Raw genomic sequence first — 12,799 nt, forward strand, 5'->3', positions numbered from 1 at the left:
TGAAATGACTTCTGCGTTGTCCTCCACCCGGTTGCCTTGCGGCAACCGGGTTCTTGATTTGGCCCATACACATGTCATGGGCATTCTTAACGTAACCCCTGACTCCTTTTCCGATGGCGGCCGCTTCAGCCAGCTCGATGCTGCGTTGCGTCACGCTGCGGCAATGGTGGCTGCGGGAGCGACGCTCATTGATGTCGGTGGTGAATCGACCCGACCTGGCGCTCGCATCGTTTCTCCCTTGGAGGAGCTGGAGCGGGTGGCGCCGATAGTCGAGCGCATTGCGCACGAGCTGGATGTGATCATCTCTGTTGATACTTCAACCCCGGCCGTGATGCGCGAAACTGCGCGACTGGGAGCGGGGTTGATCAACGATGTGCGCTCTCTTCAGCGTGACGGTGCCCTCGATGCCGCTGCCGCTACCGGTTTGCCGGTGTGCCTGATGCATATGCTGGGAGAGCCCGGCAACATGCAGGACAGCCCTCATTACGAGGACCTTGTTGGCGAGGTGTGTGGTTTTCTCGCTGAGCGGGTCGCTCAGTGTGCTGTCGCGGGGATTGCCGCGGAAAAGATCATCCTCGATCCCGGCTTCGGCTTTGCTAAAACCCTGCAGCACAATCTAAGCCTGTTCAAGCATATGGAATCCCTGCATGCGCTTGGTCGGCCTCTTTTGGTCGGCGTTTCGCGCAAGAGCATGATAGGGCTGGCGCTGAATCGTCCGGTGGGTGAGCGGCTGTATGGTGGTCTTGCACTGGCGGCGCTTGCAGTCAGCAAGGGCGCGCGTATCTTGCGTGTGCATGATGTCGCCGAGACGGTGGATGTGGTGCGCATGATTGCTGCGGTAGAATCAGCCGAATAAGAATGATGGAGCACTTATGACTAAAAAATACTTTGGCACCGACGGTATCCGTGGTCGGGTCGGCGAATTTCCGATTACTCCTGATTTCATGCTCAAGCTGGGTTGGGCGGCGGGTATGGCGTTCCGCAGTATGGGGGCGTGTCGCATCCTGGTGGGCAAGGACACCCGTATTTCAGGGTACATGTTTGAGTCCGCACTGGAGGCAGGCCTGTCCGCCGCGGGTGCCGATGTCATGCTGCTGGGCCCTATGCCGACCCCGGCGATCGCCTACCTGACGCGCACCTTTCACGCTGAAGCCGGTATTGTGATCAGTGCCTCGCACAACCCCCATGACGACAACGGCATCAAATTCTTCTCAGGTCAGGGCACTAAGCTGCCGGATGAGATCGAGTTGATGATCGAAGAGCTGCTGGATGCGCCGATGACGGTGGTTGAGTCCAGCAAGTTGGGCAAGGTGTCGCGTATCAACGACGCATCGGGTCGATATATCGAATTCTGCAAGAGCAGTGTGCCGAGCAGCACCAATTTCGCCGGTTTGAAGATTGTGGTCGATTGCGCCCATGGTGCGACCTATAAAGTGGCGCCAAGCGTATTCAAGGAATTGGGGGCGGACGTGACCGTTCTGTCGGCCCAGCCGAACGGGCTGAATATCAACGACAACTGCGGCTCCACGCATATGGAGCAACTGCAGGCCGCCGTCCTTGCCGAGCATGCTGACCTGGGTATTGCCTTCGATGGTGATGGTGACCGTGTGCTGATGGTGGACCACACGGGGGCGATCGTTGATGGGGACGACCTTTTGTTCATCATTGCCCGCGACCTGCATGAGCGTAACAAGCTGCAAGGTGGTGTCGTCGGTACGCTGATGAGTAACCTGGGGCTTGAATTGGCCTTGGCGGACCTGGGCATTCCGTTCGTGCGCGCCAATGTCGGTGACCGCTATGTGATCGCCGAACTGCTGGAGCGTAATTGGCAGGTGGGTGGTGAGAATTCCGGGCACGTTGTCTGCTTCCAGCACACCACTACGGGCGATGCGATCATTGCTGCGTTGCAGGTGCTGCTGTCGTTGCGTCGTCGTGAAGAGAGTCTTGCCCAGGCGCGTCAGGCGCTGCGCAAATGCCCGCAAGTGTTGCTCAATGTGCGTTTTGCCGGTGGTGAAAACCCGATCGAGCACCCCGCTGTCAAAGAGGCTTGCGAGCGCGTGACCCTGGCAATGGCGGGGCGTGGTCGAGTGTTGTTGCGCAAGTCCGGCACAGAGCCTCTGGTGCGTGTCATGGTCGAAGGTGATGACGAAACACAGGTTCGCGGCCATGCCGAAGACCTGGCAAAACTGGTAACTGAAGTTTGCGCCTGAATTCGGCTTGCCAGTGATGATGTGGTTGGGTAACATCTGCGCCCACTTTGACCGACGAGGTACAGCATGCGTCGCACTATGGTAGCTGGTAACTGGAAGATGCACGGTACCCGCGCCAGTGTCGCTGAGCTGATCAATGGCCTTCGTCACTTGGCCTTGCCTAGCGGTGTTGATATCGCGGTGTTCCCGCCTTGCTTGCATATCACCCAAGTGGTTGATGGCTTGAAAGGTAAGTCGATTCAGGTCGGCGCGCAGAATTCTGCGGTGGAAGCCATGCAAGGTGCGTTGACCGGTGAGATTGCACCGAGTCAGCTGGTTGATGCGGGTTGTTCCTATGTGCTTGTCGGGCACTCCGAGCGTCGTCAGATGATGGGCGAGCGTGATGGGACACTCAATCGCAAGTTCGCAGCGGCACAGGCTTGTGGCTTGATTCCAGTGTTGTGCATAGGGGAGACCCTTGAGCAGCGTGAATCGGGCAAGACTCTTGAGGTTGTCTCGCGTCAGCTTGGCAGCATCATCGAGGAGCTGGGTGTTGGTGCGTTTGCAAAGGCGGTTATTGCTTACGAGCCGGTCTGGGCCATTGGCACCGGGCTGACTGCTACACCGCAACAGGCGCAGGATGTGCACGCAGCCATCCGCGCGCAGTTGGCGGCAGAGAATTCTGAAGTCGCACAAGGTGTGCGGCTTCTATACGGCGGCAGCGTGAAGGCGGCCAATGCGGTCGAACTGTTCGGCATGCCGGATATCGATGGGGGGCTCATTGGTGGAGCTTCCCTGAATGCAGATGAGTTCGGTGCGATCTGTCGCGCCGCGGGAAACTGAAAAAATGCTGGAAACAGTCGTAGTCGTTTTTCATCTGTTGGCTGCCTTGGGCGTAGTTGCCCTGGTCTTGTTGCAACAGGGTAAAGGTGCGGATGCTGGTGCGTCTTTCGGTGCAGGTGCTTCAAATACTGTATTCGGAAGCCAAGGTTCCTCTACCTTTCTTAGTAAGTTTACTGCTATACTTGCCGCCGGTTTCTTCATAACCAGCTTGGGGTTAGGTTACTTTGCTAAAGAGAAAGCTCATGTGCTGACTCAAGTAGGTCTCCCAAACCCAGCAGTGTTGGAAGTACCAAAAGCAAAACCGGCTTCTGATGATGTCCCGGTGCTTCAAGAGCAAAAGTCGGCTACTCCAGCGACTGACGTACCTCCAGCTCAAGAGCAGAAGTAAGAAGGGTTGTAAGCGCTGTATTGCCGAGGTGGTGGAATTGGTAGACACGCAACCTTGAGGTGGTTGTGCCCATAGGGTGTAGGGGTTCGAGTCCCCTTCTCGGTACCAATTATCAGGAGAGCCCGCTGTTGCGGGCTTTCTTGTAGGTGGAAGGTTACATTGACCCTGTAAGGGATCGGTCGTATACTTCCGCCCCAGCTTTGTCGCGGGGTGGAGCAGTCTGGTAGCTCGTCGGGCTCATAACCCGAAGGTCGTCGGTTCAAATCCGGCCCCCGCAACCAGTTTTAGCGGAGCCCCTTTTAAGGGGCTTTTTGTTAGCTGGACACTTTCAACGCCGCTGTTCGACGGCGTTTCAAGGATGGGCGTTTCGCCCATTTTTTTATTTTGCACAGCATGCACATACATGCACGAGGGGGTTCAGGTGTCGAGCAAGCTAGAAGAGTTGCAGGCCTTGTTGGCCCCGGTGGTCGTGGCCCTAGGCTATGAATGCTGGGGTATTGAGTTTTCGGCTCAAGGTCGCCACTCAATGTTGCGCGTTTATATCGATAAAGAGGGCGGCGTGCTGGTGGACGATTGTGCCATTGTCAGCCGTCAGATCAGCGGTGTGCTGGATGTTGAAGATCCGATCTCCGTTGAATACACCTTAGAAGTTTCCTCGCCAGGCATGGAACGCCCACTGTTCACTATTGATCAGTTTGCAAAATTTGCCGGTGAACAAGTGAAGATCAAGCTGCGCTCCCCGTTCGAAGGGCGACGCAACTTTCAGGGCCTTCTGCGCGGTGTAGAAGAGCAGGACGTCGTGGTGCAGGTAGAAGACCATGAGTTCCTGTTGCCGATCGATATGATCGACAAGGCCAACATTATTCCCAGTTTTGACTGAGACGCGGATCCCGCGGATCCAATGGCTTGCGAAAGGCGAGGCGTACGATGAGCAAAGAAGTACTGCTGGTTGTTGAGTCGGTATCCAATGAAAAGGGCGTACCGGCAAACGTGATTTTTGAAGCGCTGGAGCTGGCCCTGGCCACTGCTACCAAAAAGCGTTTTGAAGACGAAGTTGATCTGCGTGTGGAAATCAACCGCCACACCGGTGCCTATGAGACTTTCCGTCGCTGGACGGTCGTCGAAGAGGCCGATCTTGATGATCCGGCCATCGAAACCTGGCCAAGCAAGGTTGCCGAAACGCATCCAGGCGCCCAGGTCGGTGATGTCGTCGAAGAAAAGATCGAGTCGATCGAATTCGGCCGTATTGCTGCACAGACCGCCAAACAGGTCATCGTGCAGAAGGTTCGCGAAGCTGAGCGCGCTCAAGTCGTTGACGCCTATCGCGAACGCCTGGGTGAAATCATCTCCGGCACCGTGAAAAAAGTAACCCGCGACAACGTGATCGTTGACCTGGGCAACAACGCCGAAGCGTTGCTGGCCCGCGAAGACATCATCTCTCGCGAAACCTTCCGGGTTGGCGTGCGCTTGCGTGCGCTGCTCAAGGAAATCCGCACCGAGAACCGCGGCCCTCAGTTGATCCTGTCGCGTACCGCGCCGGAAATGCTGATCGAGCTGTTCCGTATCGAAGTGCCGGAAATTGCCGAAGGCCTGATCGAAGTCATGGCTGCGTCCCGCGACCCGGGTTCGCGCGCCAAGATCGCGGTTCGGTCCAAGGACAAACGCATCGACCCGCAAGGCGCTTGCATTGGTATGCGCGGTTCGCGCGTCCAGGCAGTGTCGGGCGAACTGGGTGGTGAGCGTGTGGACATCGTCCTGTGGGACGATAACCCGGCGCAGTTCGTGATCAACGCCATGTCGCCAGCTGAAGTGGCGGCAATTATCGTTGACGAGGATGCCCATGCAATGGACATCGCCGTTGGCGCAGACAATCTGGCTCAGGCCATTGGTCGTGGTGGTCAGAACGTGCGTCTGGCGAGCCAACTGACCGGTTGGACCCTGAACGTGATGACCGAATCGGACATCCAGGCTAAGCAGCAAGCTGAAACCGGTGACATCCTGCGCAACTTCATCGACGAGCTGGAAGTCGACGAAGACCTGGCACAGGTGCTGGTAGATGAAGGCTTCACCAGCCTGGAAGAGATTGCCTACGTACCGTTGGAAGAAATGCTCAACATCGACGGCTTTGACGAAGACACCGTCAACGAGCTTCGCGCTCGGGCCAAGGATCGTTTGTTGACTAAAGCCATCGCTACTGAGGAAAAGCTGGCAGACGCCCATCCGGCCGAAGACCTGCTCTCGCTTGAGGGTATGGACAAGGATTTGGCGATGGAACTGGCGGTGCGCGGCGTAATTACCCGCGAAGACCTGGCCGAGCAGTCTATTGACGATCTGCTCGACATCGACGGCATTGACGATGATCGTGCCGGCAAGTTGATCATGGCCGCCCGAGCCCATTGGTTCGAGTAACTAGGCGCGGCCTGAGGAGAGAAGTGCATGACGCAAGTCACGGTGAAACAACTGGCCGATGAGGTCAAAACACCGGTAGAGCGCCTGTTGCAGCAGATGCGTGAGGCAGGTCTGCCGCACACCGCCGCCGATGAAGGTGTGAGCGATAGTGAGAAGCAGTCTTTGCTGACTCACTTGAAGAGCAGCCACAAGGCGAAAGTGGAAGAACCGCGCAAGATTACATTGCAGCGCAAAACCACCAGCACCCTGCGTGTTGCTGGTAGCAAGAGCATCAGCGTTGAAGTACGCAAGAAGAAAGTCTTCGTACAGCGCAGCCCGGAAGAAATCGAAGCCGAGCGCAAACGCGAACTGGAAGAACGTCGCGCAGTAGAAAATGCTGCTCGTCAGAAGGCTGAAGAAGAAGCCAAGCGTCGCGCCGAAGAAGAAGCGCGTCGCCAGCCTGCTGCTGCGCAACCTGCTGGTACTGAAGCGGTCGCCGCTCCTGTAGCGCCTGTTGAAGCTGTGCGTGAGGCCGCTCCGGTTGCCGCCGCACCAGCACCGGCTGCTGACGCCCGCAAGCGCGACGAACCTCGTCGTCCGGACAAACCACGTGCCGACGATAACAATCGTCGCGGTGGTGGTGGCGATGGCGAGCGTAAAAACGCTCCGCATCGTGCCTCGGTCAAAGAGAAAGCGCCTGCTCCACGCGTTGCTCCACGCACCACCGACGAAGAAAGCGATGGCTTCCGTCGTGGTGGTCGCGGCAAGGCCAAGCTGAAAAAACGCAACGCCCACGGTTTCCAGAGCCCAACCGGCCCTGTCGTGCGTGATGTGCAGATCGGCGAGACCATCACGGTTGGCGATCTCGCCAATCAGATGTCGGTCAAGGCTGCTGAAATCATCAAGTTCATGTTCAAACTGGGTACCCCAGCGACCATCAACCAGGTGCTTGATCAGGAAACTGCTCAGCTGGTAGCCGAAGAACTGGGCCACAAAGTGACCCTGGTCAGCGACACCGCCTTGGAAGACTCCCTGGCCGAGTCCTTGAAGTTTGAAGGTGAGACGTTCTCCCGTGCGCCAGTTGTGACCGTAATGGGCCACGTTGACCATGGTAAGACTTCGCTGCTCGACTACATCCGTCGTGCCAAGGTAGCTGCTGGCGAAGCCGGCGGTATCACCCAGCACATCGGTGCATACCACGTTGAAACCGAGCGCGGCATGGTCACCTTCCTCGACACCCCTGGTCACGCCGCGTTTACCGCAATGCGTGCCCGTGGTGCCAAGGCGACTGACATCGTGATCCTGGTAGTTGCAGCGGACGACGGCGTGATGCCGCAGACCATTGAAGCTGTCCAGCACGCTAAGGCCGCTGGTGTTCCACTGGTTGTTGCCGTGAACAAAATCGACAAGCCGGGCGCCGATCTCGATCGCATCCGTAGCGAACTGTCGGTTCACGGCGTGACGTCCGAAGAGTGGGGCGGTGATACGCCGTTCGTTTCGGTCTCGGCGAAAGTCGGTACTGGCGTAGACGAGCTGCTCGAAGCCGTCCTGCTGCAAGCTGAAGTACTCGAACTCAAGGCAACCCCATCGGCCCCAGGTCGCGGTGTTGTGGTTGAATCGCGTCTCGACAAAGGTCGTGGCCCGGTTGCAACCGTTCTGGTTCAAGACGGTACCCTGCGCCAAGGCGACATGGTGCTGGTTGGTTCGAACTACGGCCGTGTACGTGCCATGCTCGACGAGAACGGCAAGCCAATCAAAGAAGCCGGTCCTTCCATCCCTGTCGAGATCCTCGGCCTGGACGGTACCCCGGACGCTGGCGACGAGATGAGCGTGCTGTCGGACGAGAAGAAAGCCCGTGAAGTGGCTCTGTTCCGTCAAGGCAAGTTCCGCGAAGTCAAACTCGCTCGTGCTCACGCCGGTAAGCTGGAAAACATCTTCGAGAACATGGGCCAGGCAGAGAAGAAGACGCTTAACATCGTCCTCAAATCTGACGTCCGTGGTTCCCTCGAGGCGTTGAACGGCGCCTTGAACGGCCTGGGTAACGACGAAGTGCAAGTGCGCGTTGTCGGTGGCGGTGTCGGTGGTATCACCGAATCCGACGCCAACCTGGCACTGGCCTCCAACGCTGTACTGTTCGGCTTCAACGTGCGTGCCGATGCTGGCGCTCGCAAGATCGTCGAGCAGGAAGGCCTGGATATGCGTTACTACAACGTCATCTACGACATCATCGAAGACGTCAAGAAGGCCCTCACCGGCATGCTTGGCAGCGACGTCCGGGAGAACATCCTGGGTGTGGCCGAGGTGCGTGACGTGTTCCGCTCGCCGAAATTCGGCGCGATCGCCGGTTGCATGGTTATCGAAGGTACTGTGTACCGTAACCGTCCAATCCGTGTACTGCGTGAAGACATCGTTATCTTCGAAGGCGAGCTGGAATCCCTGCGCCGCTTCAAGGATGACGCTTCCGAAGTACGTGCCGGCATGGAATGCGGTATCGGCGTCAAGAGCTACAACGACGTCAAGGCTGGCGACAAGATCGAAGTCTACGAGAAGGTTCAGGTTGCTCGCAGCCTCTAACTCGCGCACTTCAGGAGCCACGCCGTGTGTGGGCATGCAAATGCCCCGCGCAGTGTCCGGACTCTAAACGCAACGCCCGGTCTGGCTTTTGTCAGGCCGGGCGTTTGCCGCTTTCAGACCCCACGGGTTTCACCGTGTGGCAGTAACAGGTAACAAGACATGGCAAAAGAATACAGCCGTACCCAGCGTATCGGCGATCAGATGCAGCGCGAGCTGGCCCAACTGATCCGTCGCGAAGTCAAAGACCCCCGCGTTGGCCTGGTCACGATCACTGCTGTTGAAGTGAGCCGTGACGTGGGTCACGCCAAGATCTTCATCACCGTGATGGGGCAGGACAGCGCCGAAGAAATTGCACAAAGCATCAAGGTGCTCAACGCCGCCGCAGGCTTCCTGCGTATGCAGTTGGCCCGTGAGATGAAGCTGCGCAGTGTTCCCCAGTTGCACTTCCACTACGACGAAAGCGTCGTACGTGGTGCGCACCTGTCGGCGCTGATCGAGCGCGCCGTGGCTGAAGACAGCCAGCATCCGTCCACACCTGAAGACGCCAAGGAGTAAGCGGTGGCTCAGGTCAAACGTATCCGTCGCAATGTCAGCGGCATCATTCTGCTCGACAAGCCCATTGGCTTCACCTCCAATGCCGCGTTGCAGAAAGTCCGCTGGCTGCTCAATGCGGAGAAGGCCGGGCACACCGGCAGCCTTGACCCCCTGGCCACCGGCGTACTGCCGTTGTGCTTTGGTGAGGCCACCAAGTTCTCGCAATACCTGCTCGATTCCGACAAGGGGTACGAAACCCTGATGCAACTGGGCAAGACCACCACCACGGCCGACGCTGAAGGTGATGTTTTGCAGGTTCGCGACGTGACCGTTGGTCGTGCTGATATTGAAGCTGCTTTACCCGGTTTTCGTGGGGAAATCAGTCAGATACCGCCGATGTACTCGGCTCTCAAGCGTGATGGCCAGCCGCTCTACAAGCTGGCACGTGCGGGCGAAGTAGTGGAGCGCGAACCGCGTTCTGTTACTATTGCGCGCTTGGAATTGCTCGCTCATGAAGGCGACACTGCCCGCTTGGCCGTGGACTGCAGCAAAGGCACCTATATCCGTACCCTGGTGGAAGATATCGGTGAAAAGCTTGGTTGCGGCGCGTACGTTGCAGAGCTGCGACGCACCCAGGCAGGTCCGTTCAGCCTGGCCCAGACGGTCACGCTGGAAGAGTTGGAAGCCGTACACGCCGAAGGGGGGAACGAAGCGGTTGATCGTTTCCTGATGCCGTCGGACAGCGGTCTACTGGATTGGCCATTGCTGCACTTTTCGGAGCACAGCGCGTTCTACTGGCTCAACGGCCAACCGGTACGTGCCCCGGACGCTCCGAAGTTCGGTATGGTGCGGGTACAGGATCATAACGGTCGCTTTATCGGTATCGGTGAAGTGAGCGAAGACGGGCGCATCGCGCCGCGTCGACTGATTCGGTCAGAATGACCGAACGAGTGTGGCTGTTAACAGGCACGGTCAACACTCATTTTTAGATACAGGGATTTGTCCCTGGCCTGTTGAAACCGCCCTTTGGGTGGTTTCCTGAAAAAAGGATTGCCTCATGGCTCTCGACGTTCAAGAAAAAGCACAAATCGTAGCTGACTATCAGCAAGCTGTTGGTGACACTGGTTCGCCAGAAGTGCAAGTTGCACTGCTGACCCACAACATCAACAAGCTGCAAGGTCACTTCAAGGCCAACGGTAAAGATCACCACTCCCGTCGTGGTCTGATCCGCATGGTAAACCAGCGCCGTAAGCTGCTGGACTACCTGAAAGGCAAGGATCTGGGTCGTTATCAGACTCTGATCGGTCGCCTGGGTCTGCGTCGCTAATCAGCGATTGCGCTAGAGGTTGGTTGTCTGCCGTGTGTCAGTGGGATTCCCGCTGGCCCATGGCAGGCTCCCAGCCTCAAGTTTTATCTGGATACACGTTTTACCCTGGACAAGCGGCGGGCCGATTCCCGACATTGCCCAAGAATTTCGCAAGAAGACAAGTTCCCCAAGAGCCACAAAGAAGGTAGGACACCGTGAACCCGGTTATCAAAAAATTCCAGTTCGGTCAGTCGACCGTTACCCTCGAGACAGGCCGTATCGCCCGTCAAGCCTCCGGCGCAGTGCTGGTTACCGTTGACGACGACGTCACCGTATTGGTGACCGTTGTTGGCGCCAAGACCGCTGACCCGAGCAAAGGCTTCTTCCCTCTTTCCGTTCACTACCAGGAAAAGACTTACGCTGCCGGTAAGATCCCTGGCGGTTTCTTCAAGCGCGAAGGCCGTCCTTCCGAGAAAGAAACCCTGACTTCCCGACTGATCGACCGTCCGATCCGTCCGCTGTTCCCAGAAGGCTTCATGAACGAAGTGCAGGTTGTCTGCACCGTCGTTTCCACCAGCAAGAAGACCGATCCGGACATCGCTGCGATGATCGGTACCTCGGCGGCCCTGGCTATTTCCGGCATTCCTTTCGATGGCCCGATCGGCGCTGCCCGCGTCGCCTTCCACGAAAGCACCGGCTACCTGCTGAACCCGACTTACGAGCAGCAGAAAGCTTCGAGCCTGGACATGGTCGTTGCCGGTACTTCGGAAGCCGTGTTGATGGTTGAATCGGAAGCCAAAGAGCTGACCGAAGACCAGATGCTGGGCGCGGTACTGTTTGCTCACGACGAGTTCCAAGTGGTGATCAACGCCGTCAAAGAACTGGCTGCCGAAGCGGCCAAGCCAACCTGGACCTGGGCTCCACAGCCAGAAGCCACCGCACTGCTGGGCGCTATCCGCTCCGAGTTCGGCGCTGCTATCTCCGACGCCTACACCATCACTGTCAAGGCCGACCGTTACGCTCGCCTGGGTGAGCTGAAGGACCAAGTCGTTGCCAAGCTGTCCGGCGAAGAAGGCCAGCCTTCTTCCAGCGAAGTCAAAGCAGCCTTCGGTGAAATCGAATACCGCACCGTTCGCGAAAACATCGTTAACGGCAAGCCACGTATCGACGGCCGCGACACCCGCACCGTGCGCCCGCTGAACATCGAAGTCGGCGTTCTGCCGAAGACTCACGGTTCGGCCCTGTTCACCCGTGGTGAAACCCAGGCACTGGTTGTTGCGACCTTGGGTACTGCCCGCGACGCACAGCTGCTGGACACCCTGGAAGGCGAGAAAAAAGACCCCTTCATGCTGCACTACAACTTCCCTCCGTTCTCGGTGGGCGAGTGTGGTCGCATGGGCGGTGCTGGTCGTCGCGAAATCGGTCACGGCCGCCTGGCCCGTCGTTCGATTTCGGCCATGCTGCCAGCCGCCGACGTGTTCCCGTACACCATCCGTGTCGTATCGGAAATCACTGAGTCGAACGGTTCCAGCTCCATGGCTTCCGTTTGCGGTGCTTCCCTGGCACTGATGGACGCCGGTGTGCCGATGAAGGCGCCGGTTGCCGGTATCGCCATGGGTCTGGTTAAAGAAGGCCAGAAGTTCGCCATCCTGACCGACATCCTGGGCGACGAAGACCACCTGGGTGACATGGACTTCAAAGTAGCCGGTACCGCCAAAGGTGTGACCGCGCTGCAGATGGACATCAAGATCAAAGGCATCACCGAAGAAATCATGGAAATCGCTCTGGGCCAAGCCCTGGAAGCGCGCCTGAACATCCTCGGTCAGATGAACCAGATCATTGGTCAGTCGCGTACCGAGCTGTCGGAAAATGCTCCGACCATGATCGCGATGAAAATCGACACCGACAAAATCCGTGATGTTATCGGTAAAGGCGGCGCGACCATTCGTGCGATCTGCGAAGAAACCAAGGCTTCGATCGACATCGAAGATGACGGTTCGATCAAGATCTTCGGCGAAACCAAGGAAGCTGCAGAAGCCGCGCGTCAGCGCGTTCTGGGCATCACTGCTGAAGCCGAGATCGGCAAGATCTACGTTGGTAAGGTTGAGCGCATCGTCGACTTCGGCGCATTCGTCAACATCCTGCCAGGCAAAGACGGTTTGGTTCACATCTCCATGCTGAGCGACGCTCGCGTTGAGAAAGTGACCGACATTCTGAAAGAAGGCCAGGAAGTGGAAGTGCTGGTTCTGGACGTGGACAACCGCGGCCGTATCAAGCTGTCCATCAAGGACGTAGCAGCAGCGAAGGCTTCGGGCGTTTAATCACCCCGGGCTTTACGCTGAAAAAAGGACTCTTCGGAGTCCTTTTTTTATGCCCGTGAGAAAATGCCTAATAATCAGGCGCTTACTAAACTCAAAAAAAGCCGCAACTTGCATGCAGGGGCGGACTGTTTCATGCAAGTTGCACGATTTCGAAAATTACCTGTTTTTATAAGTGATTGTTTTATAACGATTTAATTCCAGATCAAGACTTGGCACACTGCCTGCAATAACCCTGTTAACGCTGCAGCATCAAGGT

At 57.4% G+C, this 12,799-nt stretch carries 11 protein-coding genes and 2 tRNA genes; all 13 read left to right on the forward strand.

The annotated features are described in order from the left end of the window. Positions 1-4: 4 nt before the first annotated feature. The 13 genes from folP (at position 5) to pnp (ending at position 12,543) form a co-directional block, all read left to right on the forward strand. Positions 5-856: a dihydropteroate synthase gene (gene folP, locus K7431_RS21090; protein ID WP_015885922.1), complete on the forward strand. Its 852-nt coding sequence runs from the start codon at positions 5-7 to the stop codon at positions 854-856. A gap of 16 nt (positions 857-872) precedes the next feature. After that, the gene (gene glmM / locus K7431_RS21095; protein WP_015885921.1) at positions 873-2,210 is read left to right on the forward strand and encodes a phosphoglucosamine mutase; all 1,338 of its coding nucleotides are present in this window, start codon (positions 873-875) and stop codon (positions 2,208-2,210) included. 66 nt (positions 2,211-2,276) lie between these two features. Then, on the forward strand, positions 2,277-3,032 hold the full coding sequence (gene tpiA / locus K7431_RS21100) for a triose-phosphate isomerase (protein WP_015885920.1): 756 nt from the start codon (positions 2,277-2,279) through the stop codon (positions 3,030-3,032). A 4-nt stretch (positions 3,033-3,036) separates the two neighbouring features. Next, entirely contained in the window at positions 3,037-3,420 is a 384-nt protein-coding gene (gene secG / locus K7431_RS21105; protein WP_010206600.1) for a preprotein translocase subunit SecG, read from the forward strand. A gap of 22 nt (positions 3,421-3,442) precedes the next feature. After that, a tRNA-Leu gene (locus K7431_RS21110) sits at positions 3,443-3,528 on the forward strand. Positions 3,529-3,624: 96 nt separating this feature from the next. After that, a tRNA-Met gene (locus K7431_RS21115) sits at positions 3,625-3,701 on the forward strand. A gap of 140 nt (positions 3,702-3,841) precedes the next feature. Beyond that, on the forward strand, positions 3,842-4,300 hold the full coding sequence (gene rimP, locus K7431_RS21120; protein WP_003235029.1) for a ribosome maturation factor RimP: 459 nt from the start codon (positions 3,842-3,844) through the stop codon (positions 4,298-4,300). A gap of 47 nt (positions 4,301-4,347) precedes the next feature. Continuing rightward, positions 4,348-5,829, forward strand: a complete 1,482-nt coding sequence (gene nusA, locus K7431_RS21125; protein WP_003212187.1) for a transcription termination factor NusA — start codon at positions 4,348-4,350, stop codon at positions 5,827-5,829. A 27-nt stretch (positions 5,830-5,856) separates the two neighbouring features. Continuing rightward, positions 5,857-8,382, forward strand: coding sequence for a translation initiation factor IF-2 (infB, locus tag K7431_RS21130; protein WP_015885918.1), 2,526 nt, complete (start codon positions 5,857-5,859; stop codon positions 8,380-8,382). Between the two features lie 159 nt (positions 8,383-8,541). Continuing rightward, positions 8,542-8,937 (forward strand): 30S ribosome-binding factor RbfA, encoded by a 396-nt coding sequence (gene rbfA, locus K7431_RS21135; RefSeq protein WP_015885917.1) that lies wholly within the window; start codon positions 8,542-8,544, stop codon positions 8,935-8,937. Positions 8,938-8,940: 3 nt separating this feature from the next. Next, on the forward strand, positions 8,941-9,858 hold the full coding sequence (gene truB, locus K7431_RS21140) for a tRNA pseudouridine(55) synthase TruB (protein ID WP_015885916.1): 918 nt from the start codon (positions 8,941-8,943) through the stop codon (positions 9,856-9,858). A gap of 115 nt (positions 9,859-9,973) precedes the next feature. Next, a complete protein-coding gene (rpsO, locus tag K7431_RS21145) occupies positions 9,974-10,243 on the forward strand; it encodes a 30S ribosomal protein S15 (RefSeq protein WP_003177875.1) in 270 nt (89 codons plus the stop codon). 194 nt (positions 10,244-10,437) lie between these two features. Then, the gene (gene pnp, locus K7431_RS21150) at positions 10,438-12,543 is read left to right on the forward strand and encodes a polyribonucleotide nucleotidyltransferase (RefSeq protein ID WP_015885915.1); all 2,106 of its coding nucleotides are present in this window, start codon (positions 10,438-10,440) and stop codon (positions 12,541-12,543) included. Positions 12,544-12,799 lie beyond the last annotated feature (256 nt).

The sequence above is a fragment of the Pseudomonas fluorescens group sp. genome, from assembly GCF_020093335.1.
Lineage (GTDB): Bacteria > Pseudomonadota > Gammaproteobacteria > Pseudomonadales > Pseudomonadaceae > Aquipseudomonas > Aquipseudomonas petroselini.